Origin of the sequence: uncultured Brevundimonas sp., assembly GCF_937870815.1 — a bacterium.
Classification (GTDB): Bacteria; Pseudomonadota; Alphaproteobacteria; order Caulobacterales; family Caulobacteraceae; genus Brevundimonas.
Genome location: NZ_CALMZS010000185.1, coordinates 24,100 through 40,675, shown reverse-complemented (window position 1 = coordinate 40,675; position 16,576 = coordinate 24,100). Strand labels below are relative to the sequence as shown.

The 16,576-nt window shown below is 69.6% G+C and carries 13 protein-coding genes and 2 tRNA genes; 8 read left to right on the top strand and 7 right to left on the bottom strand.

Translation table 11 applies throughout. The annotated features are described in order from the left end of the window. Positions 1-20: 20 nt before the first annotated feature. From ppc to Q0588_RS12420, 3 genes are all read right to left on the bottom strand, one after another. A complete protein-coding gene (gene ppc / locus Q0588_RS12430; RefSeq protein WP_298746532.1) occupies positions 21-2,729 on the bottom strand; it encodes a phosphoenolpyruvate carboxylase in 2,709 nt (902 codons plus the stop codon). A gap of 233 nt (positions 2,730-2,962) precedes the next feature. Then, a tRNA-Asn gene (locus tag Q0588_RS12425) sits at positions 2,963-3,037 on the bottom strand. Positions 3,038-3,519: 482 nt separating this feature from the next. Further along, positions 3,520-3,593: transfer RNA gene (locus Q0588_RS12420), tRNA-Cys, on the bottom strand. A 142-nt stretch (positions 3,594-3,735) separates the two neighbouring features. On the opposite strand from Q0588_RS12420, the gene Q0588_RS12415 reads away from it, so the two are divergent. The 5 genes from Q0588_RS12415 (at position 3,736) to Q0588_RS12395 (ending at position 10,319) form a co-directional block, all read left to right on the top strand. Then, positions 3,736-4,365: a protein-L-isoaspartate O-methyltransferase gene (locus tag Q0588_RS12415; RefSeq protein ID WP_298746529.1), complete on the top strand. Its 630-nt coding sequence runs from the start codon at positions 3,736-3,738 to the stop codon at positions 4,363-4,365. A gap of 126 nt (positions 4,366-4,491) precedes the next feature. Further along, the gene (locus tag Q0588_RS12410) at positions 4,492-5,970 is read left to right on the top strand and encodes a TolC family outer membrane protein (protein ID WP_298746526.1); all 1,479 of its coding nucleotides are present in this window, start codon (positions 4,492-4,494) and stop codon (positions 5,968-5,970) included. A 167-nt stretch (positions 5,971-6,137) separates the two neighbouring features. After that, positions 6,138-6,764, top strand: coding sequence for a DUF2497 domain-containing protein (locus Q0588_RS12405; protein WP_298746523.1), 627 nt, complete (start codon positions 6,138-6,140; stop codon positions 6,762-6,764). A 91-nt stretch (positions 6,765-6,855) separates the two neighbouring features. After that, positions 6,856-9,588 carry a valine--tRNA ligase gene (locus Q0588_RS12400; protein WP_298746521.1) on the top strand — a complete coding sequence of 911 codons (2,733 nt, stop codon included), beginning with the start codon at positions 6,856-6,858 and terminating at the stop codon, positions 9,586-9,588. Continuing rightward, the gene (locus tag Q0588_RS12395; RefSeq protein ID WP_298746518.1) at positions 9,585-10,319 is read left to right on the top strand and encodes a TlyA family RNA methyltransferase; all 735 of its coding nucleotides are present in this window, start codon (positions 9,585-9,587) and stop codon (positions 10,317-10,319) included. Before Q0588_RS12400 ends, Q0588_RS12395 begins: the two co-directional genes overlap by 4 nt. Before the next feature lie 227 nt (positions 10,320-10,546). Here the strand turns inward: Q0588_RS12395 and Q0588_RS12390 are convergent, their stop codons facing one another. After that, positions 10,547-11,236, bottom strand: a complete 690-nt coding sequence (locus Q0588_RS12390) for a glycine zipper 2TM domain-containing protein (protein ID WP_298746513.1) — start codon at positions 11,234-11,236, stop codon at positions 10,547-10,549. Between the two features lie 159 nt (positions 11,237-11,395). Between Q0588_RS12390 and Q0588_RS12385 the strand changes: the two genes are divergently transcribed. Then, positions 11,396-12,640, top strand: coding sequence for an RNA methyltransferase (locus Q0588_RS12385; RefSeq protein WP_298746510.1), 1,245 nt, complete (start codon positions 11,396-11,398; stop codon positions 12,638-12,640). A 43-nt stretch (positions 12,641-12,683) separates the two neighbouring features. Here the strand turns inward: Q0588_RS12385 and Q0588_RS12380 are convergent, their stop codons facing one another. Genes Q0588_RS12380 through Q0588_RS12370 form a run of 3 tightly spaced genes read right to left on the bottom strand, consistent with a single transcriptional unit; the run spans position 12,684 to position 15,088 of the window. Continuing rightward, positions 12,684-13,034 (bottom strand): hypothetical protein, encoded by a 351-nt coding sequence (locus Q0588_RS12380; RefSeq protein ID WP_298746507.1) that lies wholly within the window; start codon positions 13,032-13,034, stop codon positions 12,684-12,686. A 28-nt stretch (positions 13,035-13,062) separates the two neighbouring features. After that, complete coding sequence (locus Q0588_RS12375) at positions 13,063-14,298, bottom strand: FAD-dependent oxidoreductase (protein ID WP_298746503.1); 1,236 nt, start codon at positions 14,296-14,298, stop codon at positions 13,063-13,065. 43 nt (positions 14,299-14,341) lie between these two features. Further along, on the bottom strand, positions 14,342-15,088 hold the full coding sequence (locus Q0588_RS12370) for an FCD domain-containing protein (RefSeq protein WP_298746500.1): 747 nt from the start codon (positions 15,086-15,088) through the stop codon (positions 14,342-14,344). Between the two features lie 199 nt (positions 15,089-15,287). Here Q0588_RS12370 and Q0588_RS12365 point away from each other — a divergent pair, with 199 nt between their 5' ends. Beyond that, complete coding sequence (locus tag Q0588_RS12365; protein ID WP_298746497.1) at positions 15,288-16,226, top strand: alpha/beta fold hydrolase; 939 nt, start codon at positions 15,288-15,290, stop codon at positions 16,224-16,226. Further along, positions 16,216-16,566, top strand: a complete 351-nt coding sequence (locus tag Q0588_RS12360) for a 2Fe-2S iron-sulfur cluster-binding protein (protein ID WP_298746494.1) — start codon at positions 16,216-16,218, stop codon at positions 16,564-16,566. The genes Q0588_RS12365 and Q0588_RS12360 overlap by 11 nt, the downstream gene beginning before the upstream one ends. The last annotated feature ends 10 nt before the right edge of the window (positions 16,567-16,576 follow it).

Sequence of the window (16,576 nt, the reverse complement as noted above, 5' to 3'; positions counted from 1 at the left end):
GCTGTCCGTGTTCCGCGGCCTCAGCCGCTGTTTCTCAGACCCGCCGCCACGCCGTTGATGGTCAGCAATATGCCCGCGCGCACGCGCGGGTCGTCGTCGCCGGCCCGCCGACGGCGGATCAGCTCGATCTGGACGTGGTTCAGCGGCTCGACATAGGGCATGCGCAGCCGGATCAGCCGGTCCAGCTCGGGCTGGCCGCCCAGCAGGCGGTCATGGCCCGTAATGGCCAGGACGGCGTCGCGGGTGCGCTCCCATTCGGCCTCGATGACTCCGAAGATGCGTCCGGCCAGGGCGGCGTCCGGAACCATGGCGGCGTAACGGCGGGCGATGCTCATGTCGGCCTTGGCCATGATCATCTCCATGTTCTGGATCAGGGTCCGGAAGAACGGCCAGTCGCGGGCCAGGACCTGAAGCTCCTCCATGTCCGCGTCCCGCACCGCCGAGCCGAAGCCGAACCAGCCCGGCAGCATGACCCGCGACTGCGACCAGCTGAACACCCAGGGAATGGCGCGCAGGTCCTCGATGGCGGTGGAGGATGTGCGCGAGGCCGGGCGCGAACCGATCTTCAGTTCCGAGATCTCGGCGATGGGGGTGGCGGCGTGGAAATAGTCGATGAAGCCCTGCGTCTCATAGACCAGGGCGCGATAGGCGCGCATCGAGGCCTGGGACAGGGCCGCGACAGTGGCGCCGTGCCGGGCGGTCAGGGCGTCGTCCGGCGGCGGGGCGAGAGAGGCCAGCAGGACGCCGGCGGTCAGGGCGTCGAGGTTGCGGCGGGCGACATCGGCTTCGCCATATTTGTTGGCGATGACCTCGCCCTGTTCGGTGATGCGGATGCGGCCCGCCACCGTGCCCGTCGGCTGGGACAGCACGCCCTCGAAGCTGGAGCCCCCGCCGCGCCCGACCGCCCCGCCCCGGCCGTGGAACAGCTGCAGCCTCACTCCAGCGGATTGGGTCACCTCCAGCAGGGCGCGGGAGGCCTGGTGCAGTTCCCAGGTCGAGGTCAGGTAGGAGCCGTCCTTGTTGGAATCCGAATAGCCGATCATCACCTCCTGCACCCCGCGCGCGCGGGCGACGGCGAGGGCGGACGGTTCCTTCAGCAGGCGCTCCAGGGTCGACCTGGAGGCGCGCAGGTCGTCGATGGTCTCGAACAGCGGGGCGGCCTGGATGGGGCAGGCGCCGGGGTCATCGGGCCGGTACAGGCCGACCTCCTTGAGCAGCAGATAGACCTCCAGCAGGTCCGAGGCGGCGTCGGTCTTGGAGACGATATGGGTGCGTATGGCCTGGGGTCCGAAGCGGGCGAGGGCCTCGACGGCGGCCTGGAGGATGGCGCGTTCCTTCAGCGTCTCCGCCGCATAGGCCGCATAGGGGTTGAACAGCGGGCGGCCGGAGGCCAGCTCGGCGGACAGCAGGGCCAGGCGGGCGTCTTCGTCCAGGGCGGCGTAGTCGGGCGCGACGCCGGCGACCCTCAACAGGTCGGCCACGACCCGTTCGTGCACGTCGGCGTTCTGGCGCAGGTCCAGGGTGGCCATATGGAAGCCGAACACGTCCACCGCCGTGATCAACCGCGCCAGCCGGTCGTCGGCGAAGACTTCGCCGTGGGCGGCGGTCAGGCTGGCCCGCAGGATCTCCAGATCGGCGCGGAAGGCGTCCGGCCCGGCATAGGGATCGGCGGCGAAGGCGGCTGGGCGCGGCGCGGTCTGGCCGGTCAGCAGCGGGTGCGCCGCCGACAGCCGGGCGTAGATTTCGCTGAGCGCGCGGCGATAGGGTTCGTCCGCGCGGTGGGGCGAGACGTCGCCGGACGCCTGGGCCAGCGCCTTCAGTTCCGGCGTGATCCCGGCCATCGAACCGGACAGGCTGAGTTCGGCGCCCAGCGCGTTCACCTCGTCCAGATAGAAACGCAGCACCGCGCGCGCCTGGGTCCGGAAGGCGGCCGTCAGCACCGTCCCGTCGACATTGGGATTGCCGTCCCGGTCGCCGCCGACCCAGGTTCCGATGCGGATGAAGGGGCCGAGGTCCGGCGCCGCGAGGCGGCGGCGCCAGTCGGCCAGCTGTTCCGGCGCGACCTTCAGGAACACGCGGTCGAGGAAGGAGACGACGGTGTCGATCTCGTCCTGCACCACCAGGCCGGTCGTCCGCACCAGCCGCGTGGCCCACAGGATCGTCGTCTGGCGGCGCAGGCCCCGGGTCAGGACGTCCGGCGCGCAGGAAAGGTCCTCCCCCGTTCCGGGCGGGTCGCAGGCGTCGAGCAGATCGGACACCGCGGCGATCCGGTCGATGACGCTCTTGCGCCGCACTTCCGACGGATGGGCGGTGAGCACCGGGGAGATCAGGGCGCCTGAAAGCAATTCCCTGGCGTCGTCCAGGGAGCGGCCCGCGGCGGTCAGGCGAACCAGCGCCCCTTCGGGCGTATCGGCCCGCGCGCCCTGGGCGGTCTGCGCCCGGGCCAGACGCTTGCCGGCCCGGTCCTCGGCGATGTTGGCCAGGAGCGAGAAGACCGCGAACCCGTGCGCCAGCCCCACCGCCTGATCCAGCGACAGCTCGGCCAGCAGGGCCTCCAGCTTCGATGCGCCGTGAGAGGCCGGATCGCGATGGTAGGCCACCGAGGCTTGCCGCACCGCCTCGATGCGGTCGTAGAGCTCAAGCCCGCCCTCGGCGCGGATGACCTCGCCCAGCAGCCCGCCCAGCAGGCGGACTTCGTCGCGAAGGCGGTTGTCGGCGGTCGGTGACATGGCGGGTCTCAAGGCGGGGAGATTCGGACCCATAGTGCTACTTCCATTCGCCGGAAAAGGTTGCACCCATCAAACTCCGGGACCAGACGCAAATCAGTCCAGCGGGTGGGGGCCGGCGCCGACGAAATCCGGATCGGGGGGCGAAGCCAAGGCTCCTCCAGACGCTCGTGACGTCCGGAGGAGGCTGTGGAGTGGAAACGGCGACGCACGACGTTCGCGGTTTCGTTCCGAAATGGCTCCGCGGGTAGGATTCGAACCTACGACCAGCCGATTAACAGTCGGCTGCTCTACCACTGAGCTACCGCGGAATACTTCCTCTCGGGAAGGCGGGCGCTATAGCAGCGCGAGTCAGGCTCGCGCAACGGGAAATATCCGATTGGCCGTCGCGAAGCGGCCGGGCGGGGGCGGGGGCACGGCCGTCGTCCCGGGATCGGAGGGGCCGGGGCCGCCGGCCGACCTGCCGCGGGGCCGCGACACCCCCGGCATGCCGATGTCGGGGTGTCGATTCGCCCGATGCGGCGACTGCGGGGGCGATCGCCCTGCATCATTTCACCCGACAGGTGATTGGCCTTCACCAAACCGCGATTAACCCCTCGTATACGTTGATGAACGGCGCGATCTGCGACGCGCCTCTCAGTCCGGGGGAATTGACCATGTTCGGCAGCATTCTGTTCTTCGTGAACCGCAACGCGCGCGGCGCCGTGGCGCTGACCATCGTGGCCGCGACGGTGGGCGCGGCCACGGCCATCGGCTGGATGACGGCGCCGGTCTGATCTGTCGGGGATCGCGATGGAGGCCTGACCGAGAATCGAACTCGGGTACACGGATTTGCAGTCCGCTGCGTAACCACTCCGCCATCAGGCCGTGGCCCCTCCGGATGAGGCGCCGCGTCGTCGCGAGGCGCGTTCGCTATCAGATCGGATTGTCGCCCGCAACGCACAGACCTATAAGCGCGCCAGATTTCCGGCGCGGTGTCGCGCCTTCGCCTGAACGGGACGACCGACAGATGGATTTCGCCGCCGCGCGCAAGGTCATGGTGGACAGTCAGGTCCGGGTCAATGACGTCACGGACCGAGACCTCCAGGCCGCCCTGCTTGCGGTGCCGCGGGAACGCTTTGTCCCGGCCGGGCGCGCCTTCGCCGCCTATGCCGAGATCGAGCCGGAGATCGCCGGCGGCCGCCGGCTGATGCTGGCGCGTGACCTGTCCAAGCTGCTGATGGCGCTGGACCTGCGGGCCGGCGAGACCGCCCTGGCCGTCGCCGGGCCCTACGCCGCCGCGGTGCTGGCCCGGATGGGGCTGAAGGTCACGGCGCAGGAGGCCGACCCGGCGGTGCTGGACGTGGTCGGTCCGGCCCTGGCCGAGGCCGGCGTCGCCGGCGCCGTCGCCCCGTTCGACCGGCCGGTCGGGGCCGGCTACGACGTCATCGTCTCCGAGGCCGCCGTGCCGGCGCGCCCCGACGCCTGGCTGGCGGCGCTCCGGGTCGGCGGCCGGCTGGCCGTCGTCGAGCGGACCGGGCCGGCCGGCAAGGCGGTGCTGTATGTGAAGGGCGCGTCCGGCCTGTCGCGGCGCGAACTGTTCGACGCCGCTCCGCCGGTGCTTGCGGAACTGGCCCCGACCCCCACCTTCGCCCTGTAGCCGCCGGCCGCCGCCTTCGCGGAGGGGGTGAAAAAATCTTAACTGGCGTGGGAGGAAACCGTCCCGCATCAGGCCCATGGGATACAAGGGGCGCGCGATCCCCGTGCGCGCCAGGCAGGAACAGTCATGCTGAAACGCTCTCGCGCGCTCGCCTCGGTCGCCCTCATCGCCGTCGCCGCCGGGTTCGCCGCCCCCGCCTGGGCCGAAACCCTGCAGGAAGCCATCGCCCTGGCCTATCAGACCAATCCGTCGCTGCTGGCCCAGCGGGCCAACCAGCGGGCCCTGGACGAGTCGATCGTCCAGGCCCGCGCCGGCCTGCGCCCGCGGCTCGACGTCACCGTCAGCGGCAATCACGCGCAGAGCTACGGCGATCTGGCCGGCTTCGAGGGCGACAGCGCCTCGGCCAGCATCGGCCTGTCGCAGACGCTGTGGAGCGGCGGCCGCATCGGCCACGGCATCACCGCCGCCGAGGCCGGCATCCTGGCCGGGCGCGAGAACCTGCGCGACATCGAACAGGCCGTGCTCGCCGCGGTCATCCAGGCCTATGCCGACGTGATCCGCGACACCGAAATCCTGCGCATCCGCCAGGCCAACCTCGGCGTGCTCCGGCGCCAGCTCGAGGAGGCCTCGGCCCGTTTCGAGGTCGGCGAGATCACCCGCACCGACGTCGCCCAGTCGGAAGCCCGCCTGGCCCAGTCCGAAGCCGACCTGGCCAACGCCCAGGCCCAGCTGTCGGTCTCGCGCGCCGCCTACGCCGCCGTGGTCGGCCAGTCGCCGGGCGATCTGGCCCCGATGCCGGACCTGCCGGGCGTGCCGGCCGATTTCGACTCCGCTCTCGAGGTGGCGCTGCGCGACAATCCCGGCGTCCGCGCCGCCGCCTACAACCTGCGCGCGGCCGAGGCCAATGTCGCCGCCGCTAAGGCCGAATACATGCCGTCGGCGCGGCTGACGACCACCTATGGCGGCTCCAACACCGACTTTGACCAGATCGGCGACATCGCCGACACTACCCGGTTGACGGCCGGGGCGACCGTCTCGGTTCCGCTGTTCACCGGCGGCCTCAACGGCTCGCGCGTGGCCCAGGCCTTCGAGCGCGCCAACGCCGCCCAGATCAATGTCGAGGGCGAGCGCCGCAACGCCCTCCGCTCGGTCAGCTCGGCCTACGCCCAGGCGCTGTCGGCGCGCTCCAGCCTGGAGGCCGGGAGCGAAGCCGTGCGGGCGGCCACCGTGGCCGCCGAGGGCGTCCGGCAGGAGGCCCAGGTGGGGCTGCGCACCACGCTCGACGTCCTCAACCAGGAGCTGGAGCTGCGCAACGCCGAGGTCACCCTCGCCAGCGCCCGGCGCAACCAGTATGTCGCCCAGGCCAACCTGCTCGCCGCCATGGGGCGGCTGGAGGGGCCCGATCTCGATCCGACCCTGGCCGTCTATGATCCGGCCGCCAACTACCAGCGCGTCCGCAACCGCGGGGCCCTGCCGTGGGACGGCCTGATCGAGGCCGTCGACCGTCTCGTCGCCCCGCCGATCGTCCCCGCCGTCGACGCCGCCGACGCCCCGATCGACCGGCAGCTCAAGTCCGAGATCGTCCAGACCGCGCCGCGGGACTGAGCCGGCGGTCATCCCGGACGGGCGACGCGGACGCGGCCCGTTATCCCGCGGGGCGAAAACGCCCGTTGATTCCAGCGGGCTGAGATGCGACGACGGGGCGGGGCGGGGTCGCGATCCCGCGCCGACCGTTCTGACTTTGCGTACGCCGCGCGCCTCGGGGTTTCGACATGACCGACCAGACCGCCCAGGAACCGACGATGGAGGAGATCCTGGCGTCGATCCGCCGGATCATTTCCGAGGACGACGCGCCTGCGGAAACGGCCCCGGCCGCGGCCGCGTCCGATTCGGAGGCCGGGGCGGCCGCCGTTGACGCGGCCCCGGCCTCCACGGCCCTGATGGACGAGACCCCCTCGGTGCAGGAACCCGCCGCCTCCGAGGAGGACGTGCTGGAGCTGACCGACACCTATGAGGCGCCGGCCGCCGAGAGCATCGGCGACCTCGAGGTCTCGCCCGCGGAGCTCGACATCGAGCCTTTCCCGGTCGAGGCGGTCAGCGAGTCCGTGTTCGCGCCGGAGCCGGACCATGGGGCCGCCGCCGAGGCTCCGAAGACCTATGACACCCTCGTCGGCGACAGCGCCGCGGCCAGCGCCGCCTCCGCCTTCGCCGGATTGGCCTCCTCCCTCAAGAAGTCCGAACCCATGGAAACCTCGACCCCTTCCGGCCCCACCCTGGACGAACTGGCCCGCAGCCTGCTGCGCCCGATGCTGAAGGAATGGCTGGACGCCAATCTGCCGGCCATCGTCGAGGCCCAGGTACGCAAGGAAGTCGAACGCATCGCCCGCAACGCCGGCTAGCTTCACCCGCGACCTGATCAAGGCTAGATCGTTCCGGGGCGGCTCCAGTCGGGGCCGCCCTTTCTCATTCTGCGCGAAACCTTGCCTCCCCATGCTCGACAAGACCTTCGACCCGAAAGCCGCCGAACCGCGCCTCTATGCGATGTGGGAGGCAAGCGGCGTGTTCGCGCCGAAGACCGACGCCGCGGCCGAAGCCTATTCGATCGTCATCCCGCCGCCCAATGTGACCGGCTCGCTGCACATCGGCCACGCGCTGAACAACACCCTGCAGGACATCCTCGCCCGTTATCACCGGATGCGGGGCAGGGCGGTGCTGTGGCTGCCCGGCACCGACCACGCCGGCATCGCCACCCAGATGGTGGTCGAACGCCAGCTGGCCGCCAGCGGCAACATCGGCCGCCGCGACATGGGCCGCGAGGCCTTCGTGGCCAAGGTCTGGGAGTGGAAGGCCGAGAGCGGCGGGACCATCGTCCAGCAGCTGCGCCGTCTGGGGGCATCCTGCGACTGGAGCCGCGAGCGCTTCACCCTCGATGAGGGGCTGAACGCCGCCGTGCGCAAGGTCTTCGTCCAGCTGTTCAAGGAAGGCCTGATCTATCGCGACAAGCGGCTGGTCAACTGGGACCCGCATTTCCAGACGGCGATCTCGGACCTTGAGGTCGAGCAGCGCGAGATGGACGGCTTCTACTGGCATTTCGCCTATCCGCTGGCCGACGGCGTGACCTATGAGCACCCGGTCGCCTGGGACGGCGACGGCCAGCCGACGGAATACGAGACCCGCGACCATATCGTCGTGGCCACGACCCGGCCCGAGACCATGCTGGGCGACACCGGCGTGGCCGTGCACCCGGATGATCCGCGCTACGCCGGGCTGATCGGCAGGTTCGTGACCCTGCCGATCGTCGGCCGCCGCATTCCCATCGTCGCCGACGACTACGCCGACCCGGCCAAGGGCTCGGGCGCGGTCAAGATCACCCCGGCGCATGACTTCAACGACTTCCAGGTCGGCAGGCGGGCGAGTCTGGCGGCGCTGAACGTCATGGACGGCTTCGGCCGCATCACCGCCGCCGACACGCCCGACGTCCCCGCCGACTACGAGGGCATGGACCGCTTCGCCGCGCGCAAGGCCCTCGTCGACCGGGCCGAGGCGGAGGGCTGGCTCAAGGCGGTCGAGAAGACCCGGCACGTCATCCCGCACGGCGACCGCTCCGGCGTGGTCATCGAGCCGTGGCTGACGGACCAGTGGTACGTCGACGCCCACACCCTGGCCCAGCCGGCGATCAAGGCGGTGGAGCGGGGCGATACGGTGTTCGAGCCGAGGAGCTATGAGAAGATCTATTTCGAATGGCTGCGCAACATCGAGCCCTGGTGCATCTCGCGCCAGCTGTGGTGGGGTCACCGCATTCCGGCCTGGTACGGCCCGGGCGGCGAGATCTATGTCGCCGAGACCGAGGACGATGCCCGCGAACAGGCGATGGCCGACTATGATTCCGAGGTCGCTCTGACTCAGGACGAGGACGTCCTCGACACCTGGTTCTCATCCGCCCTGTGGCCGTTCTCGACCATGGGCTGGCCGGAGGATACCGGGGACCTTAAGCGGTTCTATCCGACCTCCGATCTGGTGACGGCGGCGGACATCATCTTCTTCTGGGTTGCCCGGATGATGATGATGGGACTTCACTTCATGGATGAGGTTCCGTTCCGGCGGGTCATCATCAACGGCCTGGTCCGCGACGAGAAGGGCCAGAAGATGAGCAAGTCGAAGGGGAACGTCATCGACCCCCTGACCATCATCGACGAGCTCGGCGCCGACCCCCTGCGCTTCACCATGGCCATCCTGTCGGGCACGCGCGACATCAAACTCAGCCGCCAACGCATTGAAGGTTATCGCAACTTCGGCACCAAGCTGTGGAACGCCGCCCGCTTCGCCCAGATGAACGAGGCCCGCCGCGTCGACGGCTTCGACCCGGCCGCGGTCGACCGGACCGTCAACCGCTGGATCCGCGGCGAGCTGACCAGGGCCGAGCGCCAGGTCTCGTCGGCCATCGAAGGCGGCCGTTTCGACGACGCCGCCTCGGCCCTCTACCGTTTCGTCTGGAACGTCTTCTGCGACTGGTATCTGGAACTGGCCAAGCCGGTCTTCACCGGGGCCGACGAGGCGGCCAGGGCCGAGACCCGGGCGATGACCGCCTGGACGCTGGACCAGACGCTGAAGCTGATGCACCCGGTCATGCCCTTCATCACCGAGGCGCTGTGGGAGCAGCTGGCGGAAGAGGGGGCGACCCGGTCCGAGCCGATCCTGATCGGCGCCGCCTGGCCCGACCTGCCCGACGCCTTCATCGATCCGGCGGCGGAGGCCGAGATCGGCTGGCTGGTCGATCTGGTCACCGAGATCCGGGCCCTGCGCGCCGAGATGAACGTGCCGCTGTCGGCCCGGCCGTCCCTGGCCTTCATCGCCCCGGACGCGGCCACCGCGGAGCGCATCGCCCGCCACCGTGACCTGATCCTGACGCTCGCCCGGGTGTCGGCGGTCGGCGCGGCCGAGACCGCCCCGGCCGGGGCGGTGACCTTCGTCTCGGGCGGCGCCACCGCCGCCCTGTCCCTCGCCGGGATCATCGATCTCGCCGCCGAGCGGGCCCGGCTGGAGAGGGAGATCGCCGCCTTCGACAGCGACATCGGCCACGTCAACAAGAAGCTCGGCAATCCCAATTTCGTCGCCCGCGCCGCGCCCGAGGTGGTCGAGGAGCAGCGCGACAAGCTGGCCGAGGCCGAGGCCGGCAAGGTTCGGCTGCAGGCTGCCCTGGCCCGTCTGGACGCGGTGGGGTGACAAGGGTCCGGCTCGACCAGCTGCTGGTCGCCCGCGGCCTGACGGAGAGCCGGGCGAAGGCGAGGGCGGCGATCGAGGCGGGCGGCGTCACCGTCGACGGCGCGCCGGCGAAGACGGCCTCGCAGCCCGTCAGCACCGATGCGGTCGTGACCTATGCCGACGCCCACCGCTGGGTCGGGCGCGGGGCGTTGAAGCTGGACCACGCCCTGACCGTCTGGCCGGTCGCGGTCGAGGGCCGGACGGTGCTCGACGTCGGCGCCTCGACCGGCGGCTTCACCGAGGTCTGCCTCGAGCGCGGCGCGGCGCGGGTCTATGCGGTCGACGTCGGTTCGGGCCAGATGCATCCCCGCATCGCCGCCGATCCGCGCGTCGTCGGTCTGGAGCGCACCGACGCCCGCGACCTGACCCCGGACCTGGTCCCCGAAGCGCCGTCGCTGATCGTCTGCGACGCCAGCTTCATCGGCCTGTCAAAAGTGCTGCCGGCCGCGCTCGCCCTGGCCGCCCCCGACGCCGACCTGGTCACCCTGGTCAAGCCGCAGTTCGAGGCCGAGGGGCCGAAAGGCGTCGGCAAGAAGGGCGTGGTCAAGGACCCGGAGGCCCACCAGGCGGCGGTCGCCTCGGTCTCGGCCTGGCTGGAAGAACAGGGCTGGTCCGTGCAGGCCATGGTCGACAGCCCCATCGCCGGCGGCGACGGCAACGCCGAATTCCTGCTCTGGGCGCGGCGGCCATAGCCGCCGCTCTTTTCGTTGGGCCCCGGTCAAAAGGCTGCGCCTTTTCAACCCGACGCGCTCCGATGCTGCGCGCGTGCCCCCTGCGCTCAAGCAGCGAGCGACCGCGTCGTGAGCGATAGCGCCCCCTCTCCAAAAAGGAAAAACCCCCGGTGGATTGCTCCGCCGGGGGCCTCCGTCACGCCGCCGATCGACAGGGGGGCTGAAAAATAATCGGCGGCGCGATCCGGTCAGTAGCGGTCCGGGCAGGACTGCTCGTAGCGGGTCACGAGGCGACCTTCGCGCGTATAGGTGCGGGTCTCGACGGTGCGGCAGCCGTAGCGGTCGGCGGCGCCATAGCCCGACTGATAGCCGTAGCCCTGTTCATGGCTGCTGTAGCCCGACTGGCCGTACCGGTAGCGATCGTCCCCGTAATAGCGGTCGTCATAGCGGCGCCGGTCATCGTATCCATAGCGGTCGTCGTACCGGTCATGGGACTGGTAGCCGTAGCGGTCGTCGCCATACCGGCTGTCGTCGTAGCGGTAATCCGAGCCGTAGCGGTCGCAGTCCCGGGCCGAGCTGCCGCCGACGCCGGCCCCGACCGCGGCCCCGAGCACGCCGCCGAGCAGGCTGCCCTCGGTGCGGCGGCCGCGCGCCGCCAGCTGCGAGCCGGCCACCGCCCCGACCGTGGCCCCGATCACCGCGCCGCTGACCTGGCGATCGCTGCGGTAGCTGCGGCAGGCCTGGTCGTAGCGACGGGTCTGATAGGCGTAACGGTCCTGGTAACCGTAGCGGTTGTCGTAGTCATAGGGCTGGCCATAGGCGCCGGTCCCGTAGTTCTGGGGTCCCTGGTACGGATAGGCCTGGGCCGTGGCCGAGGCTGGGGCCAGCAACAGGCCGGCGGCGGCGAGGGCGGCGGCGGCGATGGGTCGGGCGAACATCGGGTCGAATCCTGGCTTCCGTTGCGCGACGGAGGCCGAACGAGCGGCGCCCCGGTCTGTTGCGCTCAGGCTTAGGGGGCGAAAGCTGAACGGCCTTTGAGCGGGTCGTTCATCTTCGTTCATGTTTCGCCGGGGGCGGGGAGTCTCTACAAGCGCGCCATGACGCAGAGGCTGGTCATCACCCGGGTGGGCGGGCAGGGCGACGGCGTGGCCGAGACGCCCGACGGCCCGGTGTTCGCTCCGCTCACCCTGCCCGGGGAAACGGTCCGGGCCGAGGTTCGCGACGGCCGGGCCGAGGCGATCACCCTGCTCGAGGCCAGTCCCGACCGGGTCGAGCCGGTCTCGCCCCATTACGGCGACTGCGGCGGCTGCGCCCTGCAGCACTGGGCCGCCGCCCCCTACCTGGAGTGGAAGCGCGAGCAGGTCCGGCGGGCCCTGGCCCGCGAGCGCATCGAGGCGGAGATCGAGCCGACCGTCGCCGTGCCGCCGGGGACGCGCCGCCGTCTCGCCCTGCACGCCCGCCGCGGCCCCGACGGCGCCGCCGTCCTCGGCTTCAAGGCGCGCAAGAGCTGGCGCCTGGTCGAGATCCGCGCCTGCCCGGTGGCCGATCCGCGGCTGGTGGCCGCCATCCCCGCCCTGACCCGGGTCGCCGAAGCCTTTCTCGAACACCCCAGGTCGGCTCCGACCCTGCATGCGACCTGGACCCTGACCGGGCTGGACGTCGACGTGACCGGCGTCGAGCGGCGCAGCGGCGGCCTGTCCCGCGACGCGCAGATGCGCGCCGTCGAAGCCGCCGCGGCGGCCGATCTGGCCCGCCTCAGCCTGGCCGGCGAGACCCTGGTGATGTCGCGTCAGCCGGTCGTCGCCTTCGGTCCGGCCACCGTGCCCCTGCCGCCCGGCGGCTTCCTCCAGGCCGTGCCCGAGGCCGAGGCGGCCATGGTCGCGCGCGCCGTCGAGGCGGTGCGCGGCGCGAGCAAGATCGCCGACCTGTTCTGCGGGGCCGGGACCTTCACCTTCCCGCTGGCCACAGAGGCGCCGGTGCTGGCCGCCGACGCCTCGGCGGCGGCGATCGCCGCGCTGAAGGCCGGGATCGGCACGGCCCGGGGGCTGAAGCCGGTCGCCGCCGAGGCCCGCGACCTGTTCCGGCGCCCGCTGGCGCCCTATGACCTGCGCGGCTGCGACGCCGTCGTGCTCGATCCGCCGCGCGCCGGCGCGCTGGAACAGACGCAGCAGCTCGCCCAGGCCCGGGCCGCGACCGCGGCCTATGTCTCCTGCAATCCGGTCACCTTCGCCCGCGACGCCCGCGTGCTGATCGACGCCGGCTTCCGCCTGGAGACGGTCACCCCGGTCGACCAATTCCTGTGGTCGGCCCACGTCGAACTGGTCGGCGTGTTCCGGCGTTAGGCCGTGACCGCCTCCCGCGTTCCGGGGGCAGGCGCCGGCTCTGTCAGGGTTGCTGGAAAAAGGCCACGTTGGCGAGAAGCGCCAGGCCGATGAAGGCCAATGACCCATGGGCGGCGACATAGAACATCGGCGCTCCCCTGCGAAAGATAAGCCGAAACAGGGTCAGCCCTCCAACCAGGGCGGCTCCAAACACCCCCAGGGCCCACCAGGCCAGGGTCGGGGGAGCGGCGTCGCGCAGGATGGTCACCAGCAGAAACAGCACCGATGCCGCCGCGAAGCCGCCGTGAACCGCTCCGAAGAACGAGGGAAAGGAACGATGGCGCGCGAGTGCGACGCCCATTCCCGCGCCAAACGTCGCGACCGCGGACAGCAGAATGAAGGCGAGGATATACATGCGGAAATCCGATCAAAGGGAAGCCATCTCACGCCGTCAGGACGGCGTTGGCGGACTTCGGGGAAGCGAGGGCCTTCAGGTCCGTCGAGAGATCCGCGAGAACCTCGGCGTCGACGGGCCGGCGGGAACGAATGATTTTCTTCAGGGAGCCCAGATCACGCGGGGCGTTGATCGCCGTGGCGCCGACCAGCCGGCCGCCGGCCAGGTGCAGGATGCTGAAGCTGCCGGCCGACATATCGCCCCTGACCAGGTCGAGGTCTCCCATGGGCGACCCCGCGACCTGGATCTTCAGGTCGTACTGATCGGACCAGTAGTAGGCGGGCGCTTCCGACGCCGACGCCGTTGGCAGTCCACACAAGGCCATCGCCACGACGGCCGCCTGTTCGCGGGCGCGCGTCCAGGTTTCTGAGCGGACATGGGTCCGCTGCTCTTCGCACCAGGCTCGACTACAATCGCCGATCGCCCAGATATCCGGCAAGGACGTGCGGCCCAGATCGTCCACGAGAATGCCGTTGTCGCACGCCGCGCCCGCCGCGGCCGCGAGTTCCGTATTGGGGATGACGCCGGCGGCGACGAGGATGACATCGGCCGGGATGCGCGCGCCATCATCCAGGACGACGCTGTTCGCCGTGACGGAGGAGACGGTTCGACCGAGGTGAAATTTCACTCCCCGCTGTTCATGGGCTTCGCGCAGGAAAATCGACAACAGCGGGCATCCGCTACGGCTGAGCAGCCGCGGCAAGGCCTCCACGACGGTGACCTGGGCGCCGATCGTCCTGGCCGTCGCGGCGACTTCCAGACCGATGATCCCGCCGCCCAGGATCACGAGTCGGCTCCCGGCGACGAGATGGCTTCTCAGGGCGCGGGCGTCATCGAGGCCGCGCAGGACGCAGACCGGGAGAGCGCCGGCGGTGAGGGACGGGAGGGATCGCGCCCGGGCGCCGGTCGCAAAGACCAGTTGGCCGAAGGTCAGCGAGCCGCCCGTCGAAAGCGCGACGGATCGCGCTTCAGCGTCAACAGCTTCGGCGCGGACGCCCGAGCGGATGTCCACGCGGTCCAGACCCGGCAGCGACAGGGCGACCGCGTCGGCATCGCCGTCGAGCAGGTACGCCTTGGACAGCGGCGGCCGGTCATAGGCGGCATGGGGTTCGTCCTGAAGGACGACGACCGACCGATCGGGCGCGCGAGCCGCCAGTTCCGACGCCAGGGAGAGGCCGGCGACGCCGCCTCCCACGATGACGATCGAAGAATCGGTTCCGGTCATGGAAGCCGCCGGGCCAGCGCGAAATTCAGTACGGCGGCGGCCCTCATGCCTGCAGCAGCCTGTTGTCGTGGATGACCTTGCGCGCGCGCTGCAGGTGTTCCTCAAGCGCCTTTACGGCCCGGTCCGCATCGCGCGCCAGGGCGGCCTCGAAGATTTCGAAATGCTCGGCGTGGACACTGGCCGGCGGAGGACCCTGGGTCGCCGAAAGTCGCCGGTAGCGCTCGGAGTTGTGAAAGAGGATGTCCCTGAGGCGCTCGAGCCATTTTGACGAGGAGGCCGCGAGCAGGGCCTCGTGGAAGGCCTTGTTGCGTTGCTCCCAATCGTCGAACGCGCCTGAAGGATCGACCAGCAGGCGCTCTTCGGCCCTGGTCAGTCGATGAAAGGCTGCGATCAGCCGCGCTTCCCATTCGTCGTCGCCATGGGCGATGCTGTCCCGGATCGCGGCGCATTCAAGGGTGGTCCTGGCGATCGTAAGATCGTCGAGATCCGCCAGCGACATCGGCGCGACGCTGAAACCCTTCTGTCCCTCGGAGATGACGAGACGGTCGCCGATCAGTCTCGTCAACGCTTCGCGTACGGTGCTCCCGCTGACGCCATAGGCCGACTTGAGATACTCAAGCTTCAGCCGGGAACCCTGTGGATAACGGCCATTGATGATGTGCCGGCGAAGCAGGTTGTAGGCCCCCTCGACGGCCGTCTTCGCCCCTCCCTGCGCGTTGCCTCCATGTGCATAGGAAACGTCGGAGTCAAAAATATCAAACTCGGCCGACGCCATCGTCACCTCGCTCATGATTCATCCTATCGAACTCCCTATACCAAAAAAACGGCCTGCTGGAACATTGATGTCAGTTTTGACAAATTTTGGTTGATCCACAAAAATAACGATATTAAGGATCGATCCATAAACGACAGCCGGAACACCGGCGGGATCAAAATGGGAGCGACGCCGTGGACCGCCTGACGATGACTTCCCTTGCCCGGAAAGCGCCGTGCGCCTCCGCGTCATGGTCGGCTCTTCATGGAAGGGAATCGGCATGTCGGTGATCCCGAACAGCGAGATCGGCCGCGACGTGGTCGCCGGCGGGATTAGAACCAATCTTCACGACGAAGGCATCGGCGACCCGGTGCTGTTGATCCACGGATCGGGGCCGGGGGTCAGCGCCTGGGCGAACTGGCGGCCGGTATTGCCCGTGCTGTCCCGCTCGCGGCGGGTCATCGCCCCCGACATGGTCGGATTCGGATTCACCGAAAGACCCGAGGGCATTGTCTACAATCTCGAGACATGGCTGAACCAGCTGCTCTCGCTGATGGACGCGTTGGACATCGAACAGGCCGACATCGTCGGAAATTCATTCGGCGGCGCCCTGTCCCTGGCCCTGGCGATCCGTCATCCGGATCGGATCCGGCGTCTGGTCCTGATGGGTTCGGTGGGCGTGCAGTTTGAAATCACCGAAGGCCTCGACGCGGTCTGGGGCTATGAGCCGTCCATCGCCAACATGCGCAAGGTCATGGACTTCTTCGCTTATGACCGCGGACTGGTGAACGACGAACTCGCGGCCCTGCGCTATCGGGCGAGCATTCAGCCCGGCGTACAGGAAGCGTTCTCATCCATGTTCCCGGCCCCGCGGCAGAGGTGGGTGAACAGCCTCGCCAGCGCGGAGGCGGATATCGCCGGCCTGCCTCACCCGACCCTGATCGTGCACGGCCGGGATGACCGTATCATCCCTCTGGCGACATCCCTTCGGCTTCACGATCTGATCGAGGACTCGCAGCTCCACGTGTTCGGTCGCTGTGGCCACTGGACGCAGATCGAGCACGCCGCGCGGTTCTCGAAACTGGTCGAGGAGTTCCTCGATGAGGCCGGTCCCATGACGGTTAAGGCCGCCAATCAAGCGCCGGCGCTTGCGGTGGCGGCCCATGGCCGATGATCATGGCCAAGCCGCCGCCCACCGGGTCCGGGTCGAGGACAGCGACCTGTCCTATTTCTGCCGCGAAAGCGACAGTGTCCTCATCGCCATGGCCCGCACCGGGCGGCGCGGCATTCCGGTCGGGTGCACGCGCGGGGGCTGCGGCGTCTGTGTCGTCGAGGTCGTGGCCGGACGCTGGAAGAAGTTGTTCCCGATGACCCGGGCCATCGTCAGCGAAGAGGCGGAACAAGGCGGGCGGGTCCTGGCGTGCTGTATAGCTCCGGAGTCGGAGCTCCGGATAAGGGTCGTGGGCAAGTTGAGCAAGAATGTCACGGGTACGGTAGTCGCCCGGGTAACTTAATACAGGGAAG

Excerpts from the sequence above, each read along its gene's own strand:
- Q0588_RS12360 (WP_298746494.1), top strand. The coding sequence starts at position 16,216 with ATGGCCGATGATCATGGCCAAGCCGCCGCCCACCGGGTCCGGGTCGAG.
- Q0588_RS12410 (WP_298746526.1), top strand. The coding sequence starts at position 4,492 with ATGCTGAAACGCTCTCGCGCGCTCGCCTCGGTCGCCCTCATCGCCGTC.
- Q0588_RS12385 (WP_298746510.1), top strand. The coding sequence starts at position 11,396 with ATGACGCAGAGGCTGGTCATCACCCGGGTGGGCGGGCAGGGCGACGGC.
- Q0588_RS12375 (WP_298746503.1), bottom strand. The coding sequence starts at position 14,298 with ATGACCGGAACCGATTCTTCGATCGTCATCGTGGGAGGCGGCGTCGCC.
- Q0588_RS12380 (WP_298746507.1), bottom strand. The coding sequence starts at position 13,034 with ATGTATATCCTCGCCTTCATTCTGCTGTCCGCGGTCGCGACGTTTGGC.
- Q0588_RS12390 (WP_298746513.1), bottom strand. The coding sequence starts at position 11,236 with ATGTTCGCCCGACCCATCGCCGCCGCCGCCCTCGCCGCCGCCGGCCTG.
- Q0588_RS12415 (WP_298746529.1), top strand. The coding sequence starts at position 3,736 with ATGGATTTCGCCGCCGCGCGCAAGGTCATGGTGGACAGTCAGGTCCGG.
- Q0588_RS12400 (WP_298746521.1), top strand. The coding sequence starts at position 6,856 with ATGCTCGACAAGACCTTCGACCCGAAAGCCGCCGAACCGCGCCTCTAT.
- Q0588_RS12370 (WP_298746500.1), bottom strand. The coding sequence starts at position 15,088 with ATGAGCGAGGTGACGATGGCGTCGGCCGAGTTTGATATTTTTGACTCC.
- ppc (WP_298746532.1), bottom strand. The coding sequence starts at position 2,729 with ATGTCACCGACCGCCGACAACCGCCTTCGCGACGAAGTCCGCCTGCTG.
- Q0588_RS12405 (WP_298746523.1), top strand. The coding sequence starts at position 6,138 with ATGACCGACCAGACCGCCCAGGAACCGACGATGGAGGAGATCCTGGCG.